Origin of the sequence: Rhodococcus sp. IEGM 1351 (assembly GCF_030056875.1) — a bacterium.
Classification (GTDB): Bacteria; Actinomycetota; Actinomycetes; order Mycobacteriales; family Mycobacteriaceae; genus Rhodococcus_F; species Rhodococcus_F opacus.
In genome coordinates this window covers 329,651-351,038 of sequence record NZ_JASHKU010000003.1, presented here as the reverse complement: position 1 = coordinate 351,038, position 21,388 = coordinate 329,651, and the positions used below count along the sequence as shown (strand labels likewise).

18 protein-coding genes, 1 tRNA gene and 2 pseudogenes are annotated in these 21,388 nt (G+C 67.2%); 7 read left to right on the top strand and 14 right to left on the bottom strand.

Translation table 11 applies throughout. The annotated features are described in order from the left end of the window. Nucleotides 1-86 precede the first annotated feature (86 nt). Genes QM806_RS07680 through QM806_RS07660 form a run of 5 tightly spaced genes read left to right on the top strand, consistent with a single transcriptional unit; the run spans nucleotide 87 to nucleotide 6,218 of the window. Entirely contained in the window at nucleotides 87-1,064 is a 978-nt protein-coding gene (locus QM806_RS07680) for an ABC transporter permease (RefSeq protein ID WP_005257355.1), read from the top strand. Continuing rightward, nucleotides 1,061-1,993 (top strand): ABC transporter permease, encoded by a 933-nt coding sequence (locus QM806_RS07675; protein ID WP_054245779.1) that lies wholly within the window; start codon nucleotides 1,061-1,063, stop codon nucleotides 1,991-1,993. The genes QM806_RS07680 and QM806_RS07675 overlap by 4 nt, the downstream gene beginning before the upstream one ends. Next, nucleotides 1,990-3,846 (top strand): dipeptide ABC transporter ATP-binding protein, encoded by a 1,857-nt coding sequence (locus tag QM806_RS07670; RefSeq protein ID WP_169693851.1) that lies wholly within the window; start codon nucleotides 1,990-1,992, stop codon nucleotides 3,844-3,846. The genes QM806_RS07675 and QM806_RS07670 overlap by 4 nt, the downstream gene beginning before the upstream one ends. Before the next feature lie 31 nt (nucleotides 3,847-3,877). Next, nucleotides 3,878-5,563: an ABC transporter family substrate-binding protein gene (locus QM806_RS07665; RefSeq protein ID WP_007300645.1), complete on the top strand. Its 1,686-nt coding sequence runs from the start codon at nucleotides 3,878-3,880 to the stop codon at nucleotides 5,561-5,563. Between the two features lie 49 nt (nucleotides 5,564-5,612). Beyond that, entirely contained in the window at nucleotides 5,613-6,218 is a 606-nt protein-coding gene (locus tag QM806_RS07660) for a hypothetical protein (protein ID WP_169693850.1), read from the top strand. 4 nt (nucleotides 6,219-6,222) lie between these two features. Here QM806_RS07660 and QM806_RS07655 read toward each other — a convergent pair whose 3' ends face one another. The 4 genes from QM806_RS07655 to QM806_RS07640 form a co-directional block, all read right to left on the bottom strand. Then, complete coding sequence (locus QM806_RS07655) at nucleotides 6,223-6,591, bottom strand: hypothetical protein (RefSeq protein ID WP_169693849.1); 369 nt, start codon at nucleotides 6,589-6,591, stop codon at nucleotides 6,223-6,225. A 203-nt stretch (nucleotides 6,592-6,794) separates the two neighbouring features. Further along, on the bottom strand, nucleotides 6,795-8,600 hold the full coding sequence (locus QM806_RS07650; RefSeq protein ID WP_283290921.1) for a zinc ribbon domain-containing protein: 1,806 nt from the start codon (nucleotides 8,598-8,600) through the stop codon (nucleotides 6,795-6,797). A 754-nt stretch (nucleotides 8,601-9,354) separates the two neighbouring features. Then, nucleotides 9,355-9,924, bottom strand: a complete 570-nt coding sequence (gene dcd, locus QM806_RS07645; RefSeq protein WP_005238072.1) for a dCTP deaminase — start codon at nucleotides 9,922-9,924, stop codon at nucleotides 9,355-9,357. Between the two features lie 9 nt (nucleotides 9,925-9,933). After that, nucleotides 9,934-10,602, bottom strand: a complete 669-nt coding sequence (locus QM806_RS07640; protein ID WP_005257373.1) for a TetR/AcrR family transcriptional regulator — start codon at nucleotides 10,600-10,602, stop codon at nucleotides 9,934-9,936. An 86-nt stretch (nucleotides 10,603-10,688) separates the two neighbouring features. Between QM806_RS07640 and QM806_RS07635 the strand changes: the two genes are divergently transcribed. Next, nucleotides 10,689-11,513 (top strand): oxygenase MpaB family protein, encoded by an 825-nt coding sequence (locus QM806_RS07635; RefSeq protein ID WP_169693848.1) that lies wholly within the window; start codon nucleotides 10,689-10,691, stop codon nucleotides 11,511-11,513. A gap of 96 nt (nucleotides 11,514-11,609) precedes the next feature. Next, nucleotides 11,610-11,683 (top strand) — tRNA-Gly (locus tag QM806_RS07630). Nucleotides 11,684-11,973: 290 nt separating this feature from the next. Here QM806_RS07630 and QM806_RS07625 read toward each other — a convergent pair. The 10 genes and pseudogenes from QM806_RS07625 to QM806_RS07580 form a co-directional block, all read right to left on the bottom strand. Next, on the bottom strand, nucleotides 11,974-13,128 hold the full coding sequence (locus QM806_RS07625; RefSeq protein WP_249343858.1) for a hypothetical protein: 1,155 nt from the start codon (nucleotides 13,126-13,128) through the stop codon (nucleotides 11,974-11,976). A gap of 60 nt (nucleotides 13,129-13,188) precedes the next feature. Then, on the bottom strand, nucleotides 13,189-13,575 hold the full coding sequence (locus QM806_RS07620; RefSeq protein WP_249343857.1) for a hypothetical protein: 387 nt from the start codon (nucleotides 13,573-13,575) through the stop codon (nucleotides 13,189-13,191). A gap of 74 nt (nucleotides 13,576-13,649) precedes the next feature. Beyond that, nucleotides 13,650-14,180, bottom strand: a complete 531-nt coding sequence (locus QM806_RS07615) for a hypothetical protein (RefSeq protein WP_249343859.1) — start codon at nucleotides 14,178-14,180, stop codon at nucleotides 13,650-13,652. Between the two features lie 23 nt (nucleotides 14,181-14,203). After that, nucleotides 14,204-14,452, bottom strand: a pseudogene (locus QM806_RS07610) (transposase); the annotation flags it as partial. A gap of 452 nt (nucleotides 14,453-14,904) precedes the next feature. Then, nucleotides 14,905-15,420, bottom strand: coding sequence for a gamma carbonic anhydrase family protein (locus QM806_RS07605; protein WP_169693847.1), 516 nt, complete (start codon nucleotides 15,418-15,420; stop codon nucleotides 14,905-14,907). Further along, on the bottom strand, nucleotides 15,417-16,808 hold the full coding sequence (locus tag QM806_RS07600) for an FAD-binding oxidoreductase (protein ID WP_283290919.1): 1,392 nt from the start codon (nucleotides 16,806-16,808) through the stop codon (nucleotides 15,417-15,419). The genes QM806_RS07605 and QM806_RS07600 overlap by 4 nt, the downstream gene beginning before the upstream one ends. Next, nucleotides 16,805-17,644 carry an SDR family NAD(P)-dependent oxidoreductase gene (locus QM806_RS07595; RefSeq protein WP_169693846.1) on the bottom strand — a complete coding sequence of 280 codons (840 nt, stop codon included), beginning with the start codon at nucleotides 17,642-17,644 and terminating at the stop codon, nucleotides 16,805-16,807. The genes QM806_RS07600 and QM806_RS07595 overlap by 4 nt, the downstream gene beginning before the upstream one ends. After that, nucleotides 17,641-18,561 carry a PCC domain-containing protein gene (locus tag QM806_RS07590; RefSeq protein WP_283290918.1) on the bottom strand — a complete coding sequence of 307 codons (921 nt, stop codon included), beginning with the start codon at nucleotides 18,559-18,561 and terminating at the stop codon, nucleotides 17,641-17,643. Before QM806_RS07590 ends, QM806_RS07595 begins: the two co-directional genes overlap by 4 nt. After that, entirely contained in the window at nucleotides 18,558-20,168 is a 1,611-nt protein-coding gene (locus QM806_RS07585; protein ID WP_212636243.1) for an AMP-binding protein, read from the bottom strand. The genes QM806_RS07590 and QM806_RS07585 overlap by 4 nt, the downstream gene beginning before the upstream one ends. 5 nt (nucleotides 20,169-20,173) lie before the next feature. Next, a pseudogene (locus QM806_RS07580) lies at nucleotides 20,174-21,358 on the bottom strand (acetyl-CoA acetyltransferase); the annotation flags it as partial. Between the last annotated feature and the right edge of the window lie 30 nt (nucleotides 21,359-21,388).

Here is a 21,388-nt window from a genome sequence, read left to right as displayed (position 1 = left end):
GCGGTATCGGTTTCGCCGAGTCGAGCTGACGCCCGGCGGCACGCTCCTATAATTCGTACCCTGAGCCCTAGTTGCGAGGGGGACCGATGGCCGGCTTCCTGCTACGACGAGCGCTCAACTACGTGGTGCTGTTGCTGCTGGCGTCGTTCCTGACGTTCAGTCTCGCCTCGCTCACGTTCCGGCCGCTCGACAGCCTGGAGCAGCGCAACCCCCGGCCACCCCAATCGGTGATCGACGCGAAGGCCGCCGAACTGCATCTGGACGACCCGATCCCGGTGCGGTACGCGAACTGGCTGGGCGGCGTGGTCCACGGCGACTTCGGCACCACCATCACGGGTCAGCCGGTGTCGGACGAGTTGGGTCGCCGGATCCTGGTGAGCATGCGATTGCTGATCCTCGGTTCCGTGATCGGAGCGGTGCTGGGTGTGCTGATCGGCGCCGCGGGTGCGATCCGGCAGTACAAGTTCAGCGACTATTTCAGCACCGTCCTGTCGCTGCTGATTCTCAGTGCGCCCGTGTTCCTCGTCGCGACACTGCTGAAATATGGTGCTCTCCAGATCAACTCGGCCACCGGAAGCCAGATCTTCTTGTACACTGGCGAATCCTCGGCCAGCACGATCACCGGGTTCTGGCCGCAGTTCGTCGACCGGGTGCAGCATCTGGTGCTGCCGACTATCGCGCTGGCGCTGGGCAGCATCGCCGGCTACAGCCGGTACCAGCGCAACGCGATGCTCGACGTTCTGGGCAGCGACTTCATCCGGACCGCGCGGGCGAAGGGACTGACCCGGCGGGCGGCACTGCTCAAGCACGGTCTCCGGACGGCGCTGATCCCGATGGCGACGCTGTTCGCCTACGGATTCGGGGCGCTGGTCGTCGGCGCCACGTTCACCGAGACGATCTTCGGCTGGCACGGTATCGGCGAGTGGATCGTGATCGGCATCGACAACCAGGACACCAATATCGTCGTGGCGATCACATCGTTCACCGGGCTGATCGTGCTGTTGTCGGGACTGCTGTCGGACGTGGTGTACGCGGCGCTCGACCCGAGGGTGCGTGTCGGGTGACCGAGATCCAGATCGCGTCCACCGATGCGGCGGTGTCGGCCGTCGGTCGCCGGACCCTGCTGTGGCGGCGGTTTCTCCGGAACAAGCCCGCCATCGCCGGGGTGTGCGTCCTGGTGCTGTTGTTCGTGGGCAGTTTCGTCGGACCGCACCTGCTCCCCTACGACTATCAGCAACTCGACTACACCGCGCTGCTGCAGCCGCCCAGCGCCGAACATCCGTTCGGCACCAACCAGATCGGCCAGGACGTTCTCGCCCAGACGCTGCGCGGGCTGCAGAAGTCGCTGATCATCGGGATCTGCGTCGCGATCTTCTCCACCGCCATCGCGGCACTCGTCGGTGCGCTGGCAGGGTATGTCGGCGGCTGGCCCGATCGGGTGATCATGTGGCTGGTCGATCTGCTGCTCGTCGTTCCCAGTTTCATCATCATCGCGGTGTTCACTCCGCGGCTGAAGTCCTCGAGTTCGATCGTCCTGCTGATCCTGCTGCTGGCGGTGTTCGGCTGGATGATCACCGCCCGGATGGTCCGGGGGATGACGCTGAGCCTGCGCGAGCGGGAATTCGTCCAGGCGGCCCGGTACATGGGCGCCCCCACGCACAAGATCATCACCAGCCACATCGTTCCGAACATCGCGTCGATTCTGATCATCGACGCGACCCTGAACGTCGGTGCCGCGATCCTCGCCGAGACCGGGCTCAGTTTCCTCGGGTTCGGCGTCCAGAAGCCGGACATCTCCCTCGGGTCGCTGATTGCCGACGGCACCGAATCCGCGCTCACCTACCCGTGGCTGTTCCTGTTCGCGGGCGGACTGCTGGTGATCACCGTGCTGTCGGCGAACCTGGTGGGCGATGGTCTGCGCGACGCGGTCGACCCCAGCTCGACGCGCGCCCGGTCCCGCAAGAGCAAGAGGAAGAAGGAGGCGAAGCGGTGACCGGGCAACCGCTGCTCGAGATCGAGGACCTGCGCGTCAGCTTCCCCAGCGAGGAGGGCCGCATCGAGGCGGTGCGTGGTGTCAGCTACCGCGTCTCCGACGGCGAGGTGCTGGCCATCGTGGGTGAGTCGGGTTCGGGTAAGTCGGTGGCATCCCTCGCCGTGATGGGTCTGCTGCCCGAGCACGCGCGCGTCACCGGCTCGATCCGTTTGCAGGGCCGCGAGTTGCTGGGCATGGGCGACAAGGAGCTGTCGGCGCTGCGCGGGAAGACGGTCAGCATGGTGTTCCAGGATCCGCTGTCCGCGTTGACGCCGGTGTACCGGGTCGGTGACCAGATCGCCGAGGCGCTGCTCGTCCACGGCCGGGCGAGCAGCAAGAAGGATGCCGCGCAGCGCGCTGTCGACCTGCTCGACCTGGTCGGGATACCCGATCCGGCGGTGCGCGCCAAGGCCTTTCCCCACGAGTTCTCCGGCGGTATGCGCCAGCGCGTCGTGATCGCCATCGCCATCGCCAACGACCCCGGGCTGATCATCTGCGACGAGCCGACCACCGCCCTCGACGTGACCGTGCAGGCGCAGATCCTGAACCTGCTGCGCAAGGCCCGCGACCTCACCGGCGCCGGCGTCGTGATGATCACCCACGACATGGGCATCGCCGCGACGCTGGCCGACCGCGTGGTGGTGATGTATGCGGGCCGGGTGGTGGAGTCGGCGTCGGTGCGCGAACTGTTCGCCGAACCCCGGATGCCCTACACCGCAGGCCTACTCGTGTCCGTGCCGCGGATGGACGCTCCGATCCGGAGCCGCCTGGTCTCGATCGCCGGTGCCCCGCCCGCGCTGCATTCGCTGCCACCCGGCTGCACGTTCGCGCCGCGCTGCCCGCTCGCCGTGGACGACTGCCTACTGGCCGAGCCGGAACTCGTCTCGACCGGACGCGGTCATCAGGCGGCGTGCATCCGCGTCGACGAGACGCGCACCCGCGACCTGTTCACGGCGTATCGGCGGGACCAGCCGGCACCCGCCGCCACCGCGGAGACGGCACCCGAGCAGCGCGTGGTGCTGCAGGTGGCCGATCTCGTGAAGACGTATCCGATCACCAGCGGTCTGGTGTTCCGCCGCAAGCGGGGCGAGATCCGGGCGGTCGACGGCATCAGCTTCGACATCAGCGCCGGCCGCACGCTGGCGCTGGTGGGTGAATCCGGCTCGGGCAAATCGACCACGTTGACGCAGATTCTCGACCTGGCCGCACCGGAATCCGGTTCGATCGCGGTGCTGGGCGCCGACGTCGCTGCGCTGAGCCCACACGAGAAGCGCGCGATCCGGCGCAAGATGGCGGTCGTCTTCCAGGATCCGACGGCGTCCCTGGATCCCCGGCTGCCGGTGTTCGACGTTCTCGCCGAGCCGCTCCGGCTGGACGGCCGGAAGCGCGAGGAGGTCGGCCGCCGGGTACCGGAGTTGCTCGACCTCGTCGGGTTGCGCCGCGAGCACGCCGATCGCTATCCGGCGGATTTCTCGGGCGGCCAGAAGCAGCGGATCAGCATCGCCCGGGCGCTCGCCCTCGATCCGGAACTGCTGATCCTGGACGAGCCGGTGTCGTCGCTCGACGTCTCGATCCAGGCCGGGGTGCTCAACCTCCTGCGCGATCTTCAGGAGCAGCGAGGCATGTCGTACCTGTTCGTCTCCCACGACCTGTCGGTGGTCCGCAACATCGCGCACGACGTCGCGGTGATGTACCGGGGCAGGATCGTCGAGTCGGGGACAGCGCAGACGATTTTCGAGGATCCGCAGCACGAGTACACCCGGGCACTCCTCGAGGCAATTCCCGTTCCGGATCCGACGTATTTGGCACACTAAAGCTCAGCGAACTTCGAGGAAGGGCACATCCATGAGGATTCGTTCGGCGCGCACCCGCCTCGCGGTATCGGTCCTGGCCATCGGCCTGATTCTCGGTGGCTGCGGGGGTTCGGACACCGGCGGCGTCGAGGCCGGGTCCGGGTCGATCGGCACCACCAACGACATCAATCCGCACGACCCCAGCGAGCTGCGCGACGGCGGAAACCTGCGGTTGGCGTTGTCGGGTTTCCCCCCGAATTTCAACACCCTGTCCAACGACGGCAACGACACCGAGATCGGCGCCATGCTGAAGCCGATGATGCCCCGCGCCTTCAGCACCGACGCCTCGGGAGCGCTGTCGGTGAACCACGACTACTTCACCGACGTCGCGCTCACCGGCACCGACCCCCAGCAGGTCACGTACACGATCGACCCGAAGGCCGTGTGGTCGGACGGCACCCCGATCACGTGGGCGGACATCCAGTCTCAGGCCGCAGCGCTCAGCGGGAAGAACAAGGAATTCCTGATCGCGAACACGTCCGGGTTCGAGCGGGTGGACAAGGTCGAGCGCGGCGTCGACGACCGTCAGGCGGTGATCACATTCGCCGAGCCGTACGCCGAATGGAAGGGCCAGTTCGCGGGCAATTCGATGCTGTACCCGAAGTCGGTCACCGCGACCCCCGAGACGTTCAACGAGAGTCTGCGCGACGGGGTCACACTGACGTCGGGACCGTTCCGGATCGCGTCGATCGACAGGGCGCAGAACCGAATCACGCTGGGCCGCAACCCCGCGTGGTGGGGCAACACTCCGAAACTCGACACCATCACCTACAGCGTGCTCGACGACTCGGCGCGAATTCCCGCTCTGCAGAACAACGAGATCGACGCGTCCGGACTGGGCACCATCGACGAGGTGAAGACCGCGCAGGGTTCGGCAGGCATCGCGATCCGCCGGGCACCGGGAAACCAGTTCTCGCACATCACGTTCAACGGAGCGGAGGGATCGATCCTCGCCGATCCGGAATTGCGGGTGGCGCTGTCCAAGGGCATCGACCGGCAAGGCATCGCGACCGCGATCCAGAATGGTCTGGTCGACGATCCCCAGCCGCTGAACAACCACGTCTACCTCAACGGCCAGGAAGGCTACCAGGACAACAGCGCAGCCGTCTCCTACGACCCCGAGGAGGCCGCGAGGCGGCTCGACGAACTCGGCTGGACACTCAACGGCGAGTTCCGGGAGAAGGACGGGCGCAGGCTCGAGATTCGCGACGTGATGTACCAGTCGACCACCTGGGTTCAGATCGCGCAGATCCTTCAGCAGAACCTCGCGCAGATCGGCGTCAAGCTGAACATCGACACCCGTGGCGGCACCGGGTTCTTCACCGATGTCATCCAGCCCGGCGACTTCGATATCGCCCAATTCTCCTGGGTGGGTGATCCGTTCCCACTCAGCGGCCTGCCGCAGATCTACGCGTACAACCCCGACGACCTGCAGGGAAATTACGGCCGGATCGGTTCGCCCGAACTGAACGCGCTGATCGAGCGGACGATCTCGGAACTCGACCCCCAGAAGGCGATCGAACTGGCCAACGAAGTGGACACCGCGGTGTTCGAAGAGGGATTCTCGCTGCCGCTGGTGCAGGCGCCGGGCAACGTCGCGGTGCGCGACAACCTGGCGAACTTCGGCGCCGCCGGCCTCGCGTCCTACGACTACACCACGATCGGCTTCCTGAATTAGCGGGTTCGCGGCCGTCCGCTACCCCGTTGCCGTCAGCGCGTGCGCGCTGGTGGTGTGCGGCGCGTTCGCCGTGGTCGCCGACGCCGATCAGCTCAGCGCACTGGTCGTGGTGGCGGCGACGGTGCTCGGCGTCACCGGCTACACGTGGTTCGCTGCCACCCGTTCGGGGTCGGAGCCGGGTCGGCCCGCCACGGTGCACCGGGTACGCCAGCAGCATCGGCTGACCAGCAGGTCCTGGATCGAGGTTCGTGAGGAACCGGGTTCACTGTGGATTCCGGTGTTCTTCGATCCCGCGCTGATCACGATGCCGACCCCGACCGCGGCGACGGTGCACGACGCGGGGCGTCGCCGCGTCGTGGTCTGGGAAGGCCGTCGACTCCTCCCGTCCGGGCGAGCGCGTCGTTCGGAGCCGGCCGGGCGGTTGATCGACAACCCGTCGCGCCCGGATCCGGGCGTCCCGGTGCGCGCCCGGGCGGCCACCCGACCGGCCCGCCGGATCGTCCTCGACGCCCAGTTCGCGGTGGCGGCACCGTTCGTCGGGGCACTGTGGGTGTACGTCGCGGGCGGTGGGCTTCCGGCGTTCGCGGGCGCGACCTGTGTGGCTGCGGCTGTCGCGGTGTGGTTGGCGGCCGTCCGCGGCTCCGACCCCAGCTGAGGGGTCAGGCCATGGTGACGCCCGCGCTGACGAAACACGGCAGCAGTCCGGCGATCTCGCTCAGCACGGGGCCGAATCCCACGGCTGCGGGCACCGGGTCGTTGACGAACGCGACACCCCGGAACCCGGTGGTGAGGTTGGTGAACTGCACCACGGCACCGTTCCACTGCGCGAGCGGCGCAGCGGTGGTGTACCGGATCCGGTCGGGCGCGACCCGCTCCGCGTTGAACGTCAGCCACGCGCCGGGGGCACACGTCGACATCGAGCCGGGAACGAAGGGCGCCGCCGAGGCGGCCGCGGGCACTGCGAACGACAGTGCGCCTGCCACGGCGATCACTGCACCCAACCGGCCCACCACGTGTCGAGTAGACATCGGAATTCCTTTCGGGGCGCGCCAATCCGTCTCCCCGATACGGCGGAACCGCGTCACTGAGTGTGAATACCAGGTCAGAGAATTATATCCCCGCAGGTACCTCCCACCGCCAGGGTCAGGAGGCGTCACCCACGTCCAATTCGAGGCGGTCCTCTTCGAGCAGGACCACCCGGACGGCGCAACTACGTCTTTCATGGCAGCGTCTACGTAGATTTCATACTGTCTGCCACTGATGTGGCGGGGGATAGAGATGTACGTGTGTCACGGCTACCCGCATCACCGTGCGGTGGTATGGGTTTGACCGTGTCCCACACCGACGCTTGTGATGCAGGAACATGCTGTTTCGAATTCACCCCCAACCGCCGTGTTGTGGTGGGTAGGCTGCGGCGGACCCGTCGGTGCCGTGGCCTGCTCGGGGTGGGACCGTGCTTGTCGCGGCAGCGGCGTACCGGTGCATGTTCGGCCACCCGGACCGCGGACAATTGCCCACGCCGTCTGGTGGCTTTGTTTCTGCCGAGCAGTGCGCGTTTAGCCAGGTTCACCCCGGCCATGTGGTCGCGGTTGCCGCCGACCTGGCAGGCCGGGCACCAGGCGGTGTGGTAGCCGCCGGGGCGGGAGAGCGGTTCGTCGCAGCCCGGACACCATGCGGAGGAGCCCCGGGCGGGCACCGAGACCACCGTGACGCCGACACCTGTGGCGGTGTGCGCGAGGGCAGTGACAGCTTGGCGGCGGGCGGACTGCGCGGCCCGGTTGTTGTTGACTCGTCCGTGTCCGCGGGTCTCGAGGGTGGTGAGATCTTCCACCGCGATCACCTGCGCGCCCGCGGCGGTGGCGTAGTCGGTGACCTGGCGGGCGAAATGGAAGGCCAGTTCCCGGTTGATCTTTCCCCGCTTGACGCCCACCGCGGTGCGGTGGGCGTCGAGGACGGCGATCTTCGTCTCCAGCCGGGCGCGGACCTCGGGTGGGGCGGTGGCGGCGAGCCGCGTCAACCGGGCCGCCTTGCGGTGCAGCATCTGCCCCTCGGTCTGCAGGCGTGCCAGTTTGATCCCGAGGCCGCGGTCGTCGTAGGTCCAACCTCGGTAATCAGAGGATAACCCGTCCGGGCCCTCTGCTGCGATGGCGGCGGCACCGAGAGTGGACGGGGACCAATCGACGCCCACCGCCGCCGCGCCGTCCATTAGATCGGCTTCAGGGACGAGCTCGGTAGCGGCGCACCGCCACAACAGACCCCGGCGATCGAGGACCAGGGTCGGCAGATGCCAGTCGGAGACAGCTCTGCCGTGCAGGTGCGCGGGGACGGCGGCGGTCAGCCGGACCCGCCGCCACTGCGCCCGCCCTGCCGGGGTCGGGCAGGTGGGCAACTTCACCGTCAACACCAGCTCGTCACCGGTGACGGCAAGCTGCGCGAGCTGCCGATCGGCGGCCGACAGCCGTGCCATCGCGCTCGTCTGCGGCGGACCCTGCACCTCGGTGATCCGCAACCGGCCGGCCGGTGCCCCGCCGCCGCGGCGAGAGCGGGCGACGAGCTGACGTTGCACGCCCCGAGCGAAGCCCGACGGCACGTCGTCCGCCGACCCGACCGGCGGCGCCACAACCCCGGTGGCCGGGTCGAATCGGGCCGACAGTGCCGTGATCGCGGCGTCCCGGTAGGCCAAGGTCCGCAGGGTCGCCATCACCTGCGCCGTCACCACCCGGGTCACCCGCGACGGCACATAGACCCCGTCCGGAAAGATCGGGTTCCAGCCGAGACGTGCCGCGGCGGCATGACCTTGCACGGGCAACCTACGGTCATGACGGTCACGACCGGCGGCAAGCACATCGAACGTCGCCGGCAGCCACAGCCGCGACACCAACTCGGCGCCGGCCGCGGTGATCAGGTCGAGGAGCCACCCCACCCGGGTATCGACGTCGTCGAGGCCGATCGGCTCACCGGTCGCATCGTCGACTGCCCCGTATGGGCGGGTGGTGAAGGCGAATTGCCGCGGCGCAGTCGTTCCCGGCCCGGTCATGCCGGCCAACCAGGATCCAGGCACAGCCGAACGAACCGAGTCACGTCCAGTTGACGACAGTGGTCGCCGCCGCAGCAACCAAAACCGAATGGTGGGCCGATGCCGTCGCATCCGCGAGGGTGTAGCGGGCAGGTGCTGTGATCGCCGGGATCAACTCCCGCCGCCCGCCAGACCGCCAGCGCTGCGTCGGACAGAACGTCCGCCCACGGCCCCCTGGCACGATCTTTCATCGCACGGAAAGCGACGCCGCGGACCGTCAGCATCGCTAATTCGGTATAGCGACGGCATCGTCGAGAAGCCAGAGTTGATTCCGTTTCGACCGCAGCCGATCGAACCGGCCGGACAACGATGCCAGCAACCATGACGTCATCCACCAACCCTCCACCAACGATTCATCGGCCTTGTCTCACAAGACCTCGACTGTAACGCCGACCCCCGACAAGCACCGCTCGGTCCACGCCACCTGCGAACCGGGCCAACCGATCTCGCCACACCCCCGGCCACACCGTAAACCGACCCCTTGGTCGCGTCGTCGAGCATCCGGCCGCACCCCGCCCGCCGGTCCCTCGAGACCCGAACCGCGATCCGTATAGACCCAATACACCTCGCCACCAATATTGCGACAACAGTTGGCGGCCTCCGGGATCGAACGCCCAGGAGAGGGCGGCTTCGAATCCCAGTCTTCTCTCACCCGCCGCAATACACACGAGTAGCGGACCACTCGGTTTGCAACTTTTTCGTCGGGCCGCGGGGGTCAGCTCTGCGCGAAGTTGAGGTAGGCCTTCGACGGCGTCGGGCCGCGCTGGCCCTGGTACTTGGAGCCGACGGCGGAGCTGCCGTACGGGTGTTCCGCCGCGCTCGACAGCCGCAGCAGGCACAGCTGGCCGATCTTCATCCCGGGCCACAGGGTGATGGGCAGGTTCGCGACGTTGGAGAGCTCCAGCGTGATGTGCCCGTTGAAGCCGGGGTCGATGAACCCGGCCGTGGAGTGCGTCAACAGCCCGAGGCGGCCGAGCGAGGACTTACCCTCGAGGCGTCCCGCAAGGTCGTCGGGCAGCGAACACACCTCCAGCGTGGAGCCGAGAACGAACTCACCGGGGTGCAGAACGAACGGCTCCCCCTCGGCCGGCTCGACCAGCGTCGTCAGCTCGTCCTGCCGCTGAGCTGGGTCGATATGCGTGTAGCGGGTGTTGTTGAACACCCGGAACAGGCTGTCGAGGCGCACATCCACGCTCGAGGGCTGGACCATCGAATCGTCGAACGGGTCGATGCCCAGACGTCCAGCGGAAATTTCGGCACGGAGATCGCGATCGGAGAGGAGCACAGGTAGAGGTTAACGGGTGTGGATGGCCATCGAGAGCAGCAGTTCGGTGCAGGTGTCCACGAGCTCCTCCTCGGGGAGGGTCACCGTGCCGTTCAACCACGCCGTCAGGGTCTGCGCCAGGCCACCGACCATGAAGTGCGCGGCCAGGTCGAGGCGCGGGCTCTCGGCCACCTCGTAGTACCCGACCGTCTGCTTCGTGACCAGGCCCGCGAACAGCCGCGAACTGTCGAGGCGGCGCTGCGCCAGCACCGCGCTCGACTGCGCCACCGAGAACATCAGACGGCCCTGACGCGGATCCTCGGCGACCTCCCGCACAATGTTGCGGACCCCGGCGCGCACGATGTCGCGTTCACCGGGCCCGGCGTTCGACACGGCATCCAGGGTGCTGGTGGCGATCCGATCCACGACGTGGTCGTAGACGGCGACGGTGAGCGCGTCGCGGTCGGTGAAGCTCTCGTAGAAGTAGCGGGTGGCGAGTCCGGCCTGCTTGCAGACTCCGCGCACGGTCAGGGCGTGGTCGCCCTCCGCGCTGCCCAGCAGGTCGAGTCCGGCCTCGATGAGCTGGCCACGTCGTTCCGATGTGCGCTGGTCGCGCTCCTGGCCGCCATAGACGCGTCCGCCGTCGCCCGTCGAGTGTCCGACCTTCGCGTTCACCGGTGCGGTAGCCATGCGCACCATCTTTCCACTGGACTCTGGACGGCGAACATATATGTGAGTACGGTCGTGTTCAGATAGCGAATCCGTGGTGGGGAGAGGGAACAAGAATGTCGACGTCACTCGAAGTACCGGACCGTCTCGATCAGGTCATGGACGGCGCCGGACTACTGGCAGGCGCAGCGAACATCATCATGCAACTCGCCCATCCCGGGGTCGGGTACGGCGTATACGAGAGCAAGGTCGAGACCGGCCAGCTGTTCAGGCATCCGATCAAGCGAACCCGCACCACGCTGACCTACCTCGTGGTGGCGGCCCGCGGCACCGACGAGGAAAAGGCGGCCTTCCGCAAGGGCGTCAACCGCGCCCACGCCAAGGTGCGCTCCACCCCCGACAGCCCCGTGCAGTACAACGCATTCGATCCCGAACTGCAGCTGTGGGTGGCCGCCTGCATCTACCGGGGCTTCGAGGACGTCAACCGCGCCCTGCACGGCGACCTCTCCCCCGCGGCCGCCGAGTTCTTCTACAAGGAAGGCGCCACGTTCGGCACCACCCTTCAGGTACCGCCGGAGATGTGGCCCGAAGACCGCATCGCGTTCGACGAGTACTGGAACAAGGCCCTCGACAAGGTGTCGATCGACGACACCATCCGCGAACACGTCCTCTCCATCGCACGCCTCGAATTCCTGCCCGCCATCGTCTCCCGCCTGTTCGGCCGGCTCAACATGTTCTTCACCAACGGCTTCCTCCCCCAGCAGTTCCGCGACGAAATGCACCTGACATGGACCGACAAGAATCAGAAGCGCTTCGACCGGACCCTGCGCACCATCGGCGCCGTCAGCAGGCGCATCCCCGTCCGAATCCGGGAGTTCCCCTACAACCTGCTCATGTTCGATCTGCGACGCCGAATGAAGGCCGGCAAACCGCTCGTATGACACACCGCGTGTGCGCCCGGGTAGTCCGGATCACCATCTGATAATGTTTCCGCCGCAGGGTGTTGGGCCTGCCTACGGGCGCCCAATATCGTGCGCGCCGATGTAGTTCAATGGCAGAACATCAGCTTCCCAAGCTGAATACGCGGGTTCGATTCCCGTCATCGGCTCCATCCATGGGGTGTTTACCCATTCGAGCCTGTTGGGTTCACCTATTAGGCCCAGGATCGGATTCGGACCCTACTTTCTGCGCATTCGACGCGGTTACGCCCGCTTCTTCGGTCGGTGTGCGAGACGTTCGACGCTGTAGCGCGGTGAATCTGGCGAACCGGTGCCTGATAATGGGTCATTTTCGACGGACAGGCGAGGTCGGCTACCGGGATCCGTGGATTCCGTTGCCGGGGCGGGGTAGCTATCTGCCGGGACGGGTGGCAGGCGACGATTCTGTGTGACACGTGGTGGCTCAATTGATGTGAGGCCGCCGGCGCGGGGTGCGCTCGGGTTCCGGTTCGCCGAGGAACCGGCCCCAACAGTCGAGCGTTCCGCGGCGGGTGGCCGCGTCGTGCAGGATCAGCAGGTTCAACGCAGCGAGGGCGAACCCGGCGAGCAGGGTGTAGCGGCGGATCCCGAAGCCGCGGAAGAACCCACGATGCATTGTCATCCGGTTCTTCTTCAGGTCGGCGAAGACGCTCTCGATGCCGACCCTGCGGTGATAGGAGGCCTCCCAGGCGAGGGTGCCGTGCTGGAACGGCATCCGCATGTTCGGGTAGTCCGAGTCTTCCAACGTAATGGTGCGCCCGCAACCGCATGCCGTGCCCGTTGGGCAGGAGGTCGTCGGCACGCTCTGCGGTGCGCGCATCGAGATCGGGTTGTTCGGGCAGCGCACCCGCGCCGGTGAAACAGCCGGCCCGCGGTAACGGCGGGACCCGTCCGGGCGCCGGGCCCCGTGCGGAACGAAGGCGTAGGCCTGCCGTGCCTGGTGACGTCGCTCGGTTCGGGCACGGACCTCGTCCTTCATGTCGACGTCGATCGGGTCGAGATCCTCGAGCCCCGCCGGCAGGCTCGCCGAGTACAGGGTGCCGTCGATCCATATCGTGTGTGTACCGTCGGGTCCCGGGTGCGTCCCGCGCTGGTTCGGGTGCAGGTCGTAGATGGTGGTGTAGCCCAGCCTCCAGACCGGGATCGCGAACTTGTCGTCGGTGACGAAGTTGTAGGCGCGGTCGGCGATGAGATGGCGCGGCTTGCCGATGCGGTCACCGAGCGCCTCGACAGCGGGCAGGCCGCTGAGTCCCTTGTTCGACCCCGCCGGCGAAAGGTTCATCGACCGCGCGACGTGCACCACCGGTAGTTGGCCGGGCGCCGACACAACATCGGTGACGACATGGAGATCGAACCCGCAGAAGAACATCGTTTCCTCGAACTCCGGACTGCGCCATCCCATCCGGGCGTCAATGTCGACCGTGTAGATGTAGCGCCCGTCCGCCCCGACCGGGGCATCCGGGAGGTGATGACCACTCCGGCGGGCATGCGGATAGTTCGGATCCGGTGGGGCGAGCGGATGATCGGGTGGCGGAGGCGAGTCGGGGTCGGCGTCGACGACCGGTTTGCGATGCCGCACCCGCGCCCACGTCGAGAGGTCGGTCGAATCCAGGGCGCCGGCACCGGTCGGCGGGAAACATCACAACGAGGCATCGAGCAGTGCCTGCGCGAAACGGCGCTCGTCCCACTCCGGATACCGCGGCGAGCGGCATGCCTTCATCAACCGGCGCAGCGCGTCGTTGACGCTCTTGTAGCTGACGTCGACGTCCGTCTGCAGCATTAGGACGCCGCGTTGCCAGTCCGACCATCCCCGCACGACTTCCGCGACCTTCGTCTGATGCAAGGGCAACCCGAGCATCGGGGTCAGCAGGTATCCGGCCAGGAACGCATCCGCGTTGAACACTCTCTTGGCTCCGCGATGGTGGTCGAACACCTCCCGCACGAACTCACGCGCCGCACAGTGTTCGATCACCGCGATCACCCGCTTGAACTGCCACGGCTCGGTCCGGTGAACAGTGGCGGACACCTCGTGCAGCCGCCGAACTCTCTGCCCGCGCAGCCTCGACCGTGAACGGGATGTCGGTGCGGGCCTTGTTTGGCTCACCACGGCGCCGCCTCGGCGAGGGCATCGAGTTCGGCCGCCGTCCACCGACGTCGCCGCCGGCGCGTTGCGCGCTTCACCATGGCATCGATCTGCCAGATCCCCGTCAGCCCCGACAGGTCCCGAAATACCGGCAGCGGGACCGCCTGCACCATTACCACCTCCCACGTGGACCGCAGACGCAACGACGTCACCGGCCTTAACCCGGTCGGCACCTCGCAACTCCCCAGCACCTTCCCCACGAACTCCACCCGAGGCACCGGGTCCCGGAACAGGTGCCCACCACCCGCATTTTCGAGCGCCGCGAGCACCGCGCCGCAATACTGCGGACGCACCGGAACCTCCCGCCCCCTCCGGCCACGAACCCGCACGATCACATGCTCGCCGCGGACCCGCACATCCGAGGCCCCGACGCCCAACATCTCGGTACCGCCCAACCCCGCACCGACACCGAGCGCCACCGCCGCGGCCAGACCCCGCCGACGGACCGCACTCGCCTGCCGCGGCGCCCACCACAACAACTGCGCCACCTGAGCCGGGGTATACGGCCGCCGCGGCGGCGGCGCCCGCAATGTCTCCCGCCGCGGCTCCCACGGCGGCTGACGTGGTGTTTCTCGTAGCCGAGGTGCTCGTCCATTTCGGCTTCGAGTGCGGTTTCGAGAACGTTCGCGGTGAGCTGGTTGAGCAGTCCGTTCGGGCCGACCAACTCGACGCCCTCGGATTTGGCCTGGGCCAACAGTTGTTGGGCCAGCTTCTGGTGGTCAATCTTCGACTGATCCATGGGATCCAGTGTTTCGGTCATCGTCTTGCCTTCTCGCCAAGAGAACTCGGCGTGTCGGCCAGATCCAGTTCAACCGTTATCCCGACAGTCCCACCTACCCCGATGTCAGCGCTCCTTATCCCATGCCAGGGAGCGCTACGCACTGTCCCCCCACTCTTGTGGATCCTCGACGTCCATGCCTGGGCGTGGGGGCGCGGCGGGAGCATGCGCGCGAAGATCGCTCACCGGGTTACCGTCGTAGGATCTGAAACACGAGAATGCCCCTCAGCGAGGAGGGGCGTTCGTCGTCTGTGGGTGGGCGCGCAAGGCTGGAAACCGCTGGCCGGGGCTGCCTATTGGGGTACTTACGCCCCGGAGACCTCCTACACGAACCACTTCCCTCGGCTACTGCCTCGGGGACTCACATTATGTCGGCCTAAATGTTGCACCCAGCGACGTCACCTGCGGGGATGACGACACTAGGACAGCCACCGTCAGGCTATCGGGGTGTAGTGGGCCACTCTCTTGACATAGTTGTCGGCGTTGCGTCGGATCTGGTCGAGTTCGTCCGAGCTGCAGTTGCGCCGGACTTTGCCGGGTATGCCCGCGACGAGTGAGTTCGGTTCGATGACGACGCCTTCGGAGACCAGGGCACCTGCCGCGATGATGGTTCCTCTCCCGATTCTGGCGTGGTTCATCACGATCGCGCCCATGCCGATCAGAACGTCGTCGTCGATGGTGCAGCCGTGCAGGACGGCGTTGTGCCCGACGGATACTCCGGCCCCGATGGTCAGAGGAGCTCCGGGGTCTGCGTGGAGCACGCATCCGTCTTGGATGTTGGTGCGCGATCCGATGGTGATGCGGTCGGCGTCGGCGCGTACGACGGCGTTGTACCAGAGGGAAGCTTCGTCGCCGAGGTGTGCGTCACCGATGAGGGTGGCGTTCGGTGCCACCCAGGCGGTGGCGGCGACGGTGGGTGTGTGTCCGTTGATGGTGATCGAGGTCGTCATTCGAGGACCTTTCCGGGGTTGAGGATGCCGCGCGGGTCGAGGGCGTTCTTGATGGCGGTCTGCATTGCCTGCACCGGCAGGGGCAGTTCGCGGGTGAGGCCACTCATTTTGAGTGTGCCGATGCCGTGCTCGCCGGTGATGGTGCCGCCGAGGTCGAGCGCGACGTCCATGATTTCCTCGAACGCCCGGTGGGCGCGAGCTTCTTGGTCGGTGTCGCCGGGGGTGGTGACGATGAGCGGGTGCAGGTTGCCGTCGCCGGCGTGGGCGATGGTCGCGACGAGGGTGTCGTGGCGGTGGGCGATGTCCTCGACCGCGGCGAGCATGGCGGGCAGTTGGTCTTTCGGCACGCACACGTCTTCGGTGAGGACGTTGCCGAGTCGTTCGACGGCGGGGTAAGCGAGTTTGCGTGCGGCGAAGAGAGCTTCGGCCTCGTCGGGATCGCTCGAGCGCATCGCCCACGTGGCGCCGGCGCTGGTGAAGCATTCCGCGATCGCGTCGGCTTCCTCGGTACCGGTGTCGCCGGGGGTGTCGGTGCGGGCGAGGAGCAGGACGTTGGCGTCGGTGGACAGGTCCATCTTCTTCCACTGGTCGATCGCTTCGAGGCAGTGGCGGTCCATGAGTTCGAGTGCGGCCGGGGTGAGTCCGGCGCGGGCGATGGCGCGGACGGCGTTGCCGGCGTCGACGGTGGAGTCGAAGGAACCGACGATTGTCGTCGGCGGGGCTTGCAGGGGGCGCAGGCGGACGGTGATCTCGGTGACGATCGCGAGTGTGCCCTCGGATCCGGTGAGGAGTCCGACCAGGTCGTAGCCGGCGACGCCCTTGGCGGTGCGGCGGCCGACGTTGGTGAGCTCGCCGGTTCCGGTGACGATCTCGAGGGCGAGCACGTAGTCCCTGGTGACGCCGTACTTGACGCAGCACAGTCCGCCGGCGTTGGTGGCGACGTTCCCGCCGAGGGTGGACCAGGGGGAGCTGGCGGGGTCGGGTGGATACCAGAGCCCTTCGGCGGCGCAGGCGGCGCGGAGGTCGTCGTTGACGACGCCGGGTTCGACGATGGCGAAGCGTTCGAGGGTGTCGATCGTCTTGACGCGGTTCATCTTCTCGAACGAGATCACCACGGCGCCGTCGACTGCGTTCGCTGCTCCGGCGAGACCGGTGCCGGCGCCGCGGGCGACGACGGGCACGCGGTGCGCGTAGCACGCGCGAACCGTCTGTTGCACTTCGTCTTTGGTGGTGGGGCGGACGAGCGCGATCGGGGTGCCGTGCCTCGCCCAGCTGGCCTCATCACGCGAGTACGTCTCGAGTATGGCGGGGTCGGTCGTGGTGCAGGCGGTGGGGAGTGCGTCGAGCAATGCGGCCGGCGGTGCGCCGGTGGCCAGGGTGTCGGTCATGCCATGCACCGCGTTCCGAGCCCACCGTCGACTGCCAGGCAGACGCCGGTGATGTAGCTGGCATCGTCGCTGGCCAGGAAGCGGGCGGCGTTGGCGAGTTCCCACACGGTGCCCATGCGGCCGATGGGAGCGATCGCGTTGCGGGCGGCGACCATCTCGTCCGCATCGGCGTACTGGCCGGCGATCTGGCGGTAGATCAGGGGGGTATCGATCAGTCCCGGCATGATGGCGTTGATACGGATACCGTGGGCGGCTTCGTCCACGGCAAGTGTGCTGGTCAGATGGTTGACCGCTGCCTTGGCCGCGTAGTACGAGCTGTACGGCAGTCCAGTGTGCCGGATGGCGGCCAGTGACGAGATGTTGATGATGACCCCAGCTTTGGCCTTACGCATATGGGGCAGCACGTACTTGCAGGAATGGAAGACGCCGGTGAGGTTGATGTCGAGCGCGCGGCGCCAGTCCTCGGTGGAGAGGCTGACGGGATCGCCCATCTTCGTCACGCCGACATTGTTGTGCACGATGTCGACACGGTCATGCTGGTCGATCACCGTGGCGACGGCGGCAGCCACCGAGTCTTCGGCCGTGACGTCGACCTGCAGCGCGGTGGCCTTGCCGCCGTCGTCGGCGATGGCGTCCACCGTGCGGGTCGCTGCCGCGGCGTCGATGTCGCCGCAGATGACGGTGGCACCGGCGCGGGCGTAGGTCAGCGCGGCGGCGCCACCGTTGCTCCACCCGTCGGCGGCTGTACCCGCACCGAACAGGAGGGCGATTTTCCCCTCGAGTGAGGTGTCACCGGTGGTTCGCGGCGGGATGGACTGTCGGAGTGTGTCGGTCATGGGAGGGTACTTCCTGGTTCGGACATGGCGAGTTCGAAGGTCATGGCGATCGGGTTGTGGCCGCGCACCACCGAGCCGGTGTACACGTTCCCGTCGACGGCGACTGCGGCGCAGGACAACTCGGCGTGCGGCCGCCCGTCAGCGTCTCGGGTGACCGCCCCGTCGAGGTACATCACCTCGGTCGCCGGCCCGGGCGCGGTGACGATCTGGTCGCCTTGGGTGAGGGTGGCGCCGACGAAGGAGCCGACCTTGCCGCGCACGATCGCATGGTCGAACCCGTGGGTTTCGGCGAGGTCCTCGACGGCTGCCACGATATCGACGTTGGGGTGGATGCGCGCTACGACCGAGCGCATCCCGCCCACGTATGTGGTGGTGGGTTGATGAACCGGTTGTGGCTGGAACACGGGGAAGTTGATCTCCGGGTCCGGGGTTACAGTCATGGCGACGTCGGCGGTGGCGTACAGGTCGGCCCGCACGCCGGCGCCGAGCACCACGGAGTCCGGGATGAGGTGCCCGGCGCGCATGATGCCGTCGGCGCCGACGAACATGGCGTGGCAGTGCGCGAATACCTTCCCGTCACGCTTACCGATGGTCACCCCGCCCCGGACGAACGCGGCGGGCCCGTGTCCGCGCCGGGGTTCGCTGAAGGTGGCCACGCTCGTGCCTGCGTGGCAGATCGAGGGAATGTAGTAGTCGAATTCAGCGAATGTTCCTCCGCGCAGTTCCCCGAAGGCGCTGGCGAATCCGCGTGCGAACACCGCGTCATGGAGTGCCGGGAGGAGGTCTCGGCCCTCGAGTAGTTCGGTGTCGACGTGGTGGAGTGTGGCCGGATAGTCCTCCACCCGCTGGGCCGCGGGTGGACCCGGGTGCGTGAGTCGCGGTACTCCGGTCAGCGAGGAGGTGTCGGTGGTGCTCACGATTCGACCTCTCCGGGCCACAGCCCCATCCGAGTGAACTCCGCCTTGAGCAGGATCGTGGTGACCTTGCCGTATCCGGAGGTGGGCAGTGCGGAGATGAATTCGATCCGCTTGGGCACCTTGTAGCGGGCCATGTTCGTTCGGCACCAGGTCGCCAGCTCGTCGGTGGTCAGCTCCGATCCCGGGCGCAGCACGCACAGGGCGTATCCGACTTCACCCCAGGTCGGGTCGGGGGCGCCGACGACTCCGGCGGCGACGACGTCCGGGTGCTTGAGCAGCTTTTCCTCCACTTCCCGGGGGTCGATGTTCGAGCCACCGGAGATGAACATGTCCGAGGCGCGGCCGGTGATGTACAGCAGTCCGGAATCGTCGAGGTAGCCGAGGTCGCCGGTGCGGAACCAGCCGTCGCGGAACGCTTTCCGGTTGGCCTCGGGATTGTCGAGGTAGCCCGCGAAGACGGCCGGTCCGGCGGCGCAGATCTCGCCACGCTCACCGGCGGGCAGTTCGCGGCCCTGGTCGTCCTGGATGCTGATGGTCATGCCGGTGCGGGCGTAGCCGGCAGTGCCGATGCCGTCACGTTCGGGTGTCTTGCCGTGAAGCTCGGGCGGCAGGACGGTGATGTTGCCGGTCACCTCGCACAGGCCGTAATACTGGACCAGGACCTCACCGAGCACGTCCAGAGCGATCCGCTGGTCACGCGAGGTCATCGGGGCACCCGCGTAGACGACGTAACGCAGGCTGCTGGTGGCCGGATCATGATTGTCGGCGGCCTGAACGAGCTTGTTGAGGATGGTCGGGACGGTGAACATCGTCGACACGGAGTGCTGGTCGATCAGTGCCCACGCCTCACCGGCATCGAGCGTGTCGCCGGTGGTCAGCACGACCGCGGCGCCACGGGCGATGTGCGTCAGGACGTGGACCCCGGCGCCGTGCGAGAGCGGCGCCAGCGCGAGGGTGGCGTCGCGGTCGGTCAGGTGCGGCATCAGATCGCACAGATGGTTGGTGACCACGAACGCCATCTGATCGTGGTTGAGCATCGCGGCCTTCGGCCGTCCGCTGGTCCCGGAAGTGAAGAAATACCAGGCCGGGGTCCCGACATGAACCGGGGCGTCGACGCTCACGGGGTCGGTCTGGTGCTTGTCGATCAGTTCGGCGACATGCGCGCTGCCGAAATGCGCGGCGTCGCGGTCGTCGCCGATCGCCCACGTCTCGTACCGGTTCAGGGCTTGGGCGTGGGATTCACAGGTGTCGTGGCAGATCACCAGGTCGGGTGCCACGGTCTCGGCGAGGGGGATCACGTCCTCGGGCACCAGCTTGCAGTTGGTGGGCACGATGATCGCGCCGAGTCGCCAGGTGGCGAAGAAGACGGTGAGGGTGTCCATGCAGTTGGGGCTGTGCAGCAGCACCACCGACCCGGCGCCCAGTCCGTGGCCGCGCATCGCGGCGGTGAGAGCGCTGACGCGCTCGTCGAGCTGCGCCCACGTCCAGGTGGTGTCCCCGCGGATGACGGCGGGCCGGTCCGGCAGCCGGGCGGCGGTCTGGGTCAGCAGAGTGGCCAAATTGGTGGTGCGCTGCGGTGCGGTGTTGGTGATCTCGAGGGTAGACATGCTGGTCACCACCTCTCCAGGATGGAGGCGTAGTTGGTGACGGCCGTACCGCCCATGTTGAAGATGCCCCCGAGGTCCGCGGTGGGCAACTGGAAGGTGCCGGCCTCGGCGGTGAGCTGCATGGCCGCGATCGCGTGCATCGACACACCGGTGGCCCCGATCGGATGGCCCTTCGCTTTCAGGCCGCCGGACCGGTTGATGGGCAGCTTGCCGTCGGGCAGGGCCAGTCCCTCGTCGACCACCTCGTGGCCGCGGCCGCGCTCGGCGAGCCCGAACACCTCGTACTGGATCAGTTCGGCGATGGTGAAGCAGTCGTGGGTCTCGATGAAGTCGAGGTCGACGGTCGAAGTCGCCGCCTGCTCGAGCGCCCGGCTCCAGGCCAGACGGGCGCCGGCGAACTCGATCGGATCGCGCCGCGAGAGCGGGAGGAAGTCGTTGGCGTGGGCACGGGCGCGGAACGCCACCCGGCGCGGTGCGGCCTTCGCGCGGTCAGCACTGGTGATTACCAGCGCCACCGCACCGTCGGAGAGCAGGGAGCAGTCCGTGCGCCGCAGCGGTTCGGCGACGTAGGGGTTCTTGTCGGAGACGCTGTTGCAGAATTCGAAGCTGAGATCCTTGTGCAGCTGGGCGTACGGGTTGCTCATGCCGTTGTGGTGGTTCTTGGCGGCGATGGCGGCCATCGCCGCGCTCGGATCCCCGTACCGTTCGGCGTAGGCGCGGGCGATCCCGGCGAAGACACCGGCGAATCCGCCGGTGACGTTCGATTCTTCGGGCCGGTAGCAACCGGAGAGCAGGATTTCCCCGGCGCGGGGGGTGTCGACTGCGGTCATCTTCTCGGCGCCGATGACCAAGGCGACGTCGCCGCGTCCGGAGTCGATGAAGTCGCACGCGGCGTACACTGCGGCACTTCCTGTGCCACAGGCATTTTCCACGCGCATCGCCGGGGTGTGCTGGAACTCGGGCATCGACAGGGACACCAGGGACGCCTGGAAGTCCTGGTCGGAGAAGCCGTTGTTGTAGACGCCGACGAAGATGCCGTCGACCTCATCGGGCGCCACCTGAGCATGGGTGAGTGCTCCCGGAACGACGGACCCGATCAGGGCGGTCACGTCGGGCTGGTCGAGTCTGCCGAATTTCGAGTGTTCCCATCCGATGATGGAGGTACGAGATGTCATGTTCTCTCCGTTGTCAGTGGTGCGGCGACGGGCTGGAGCCGCAGA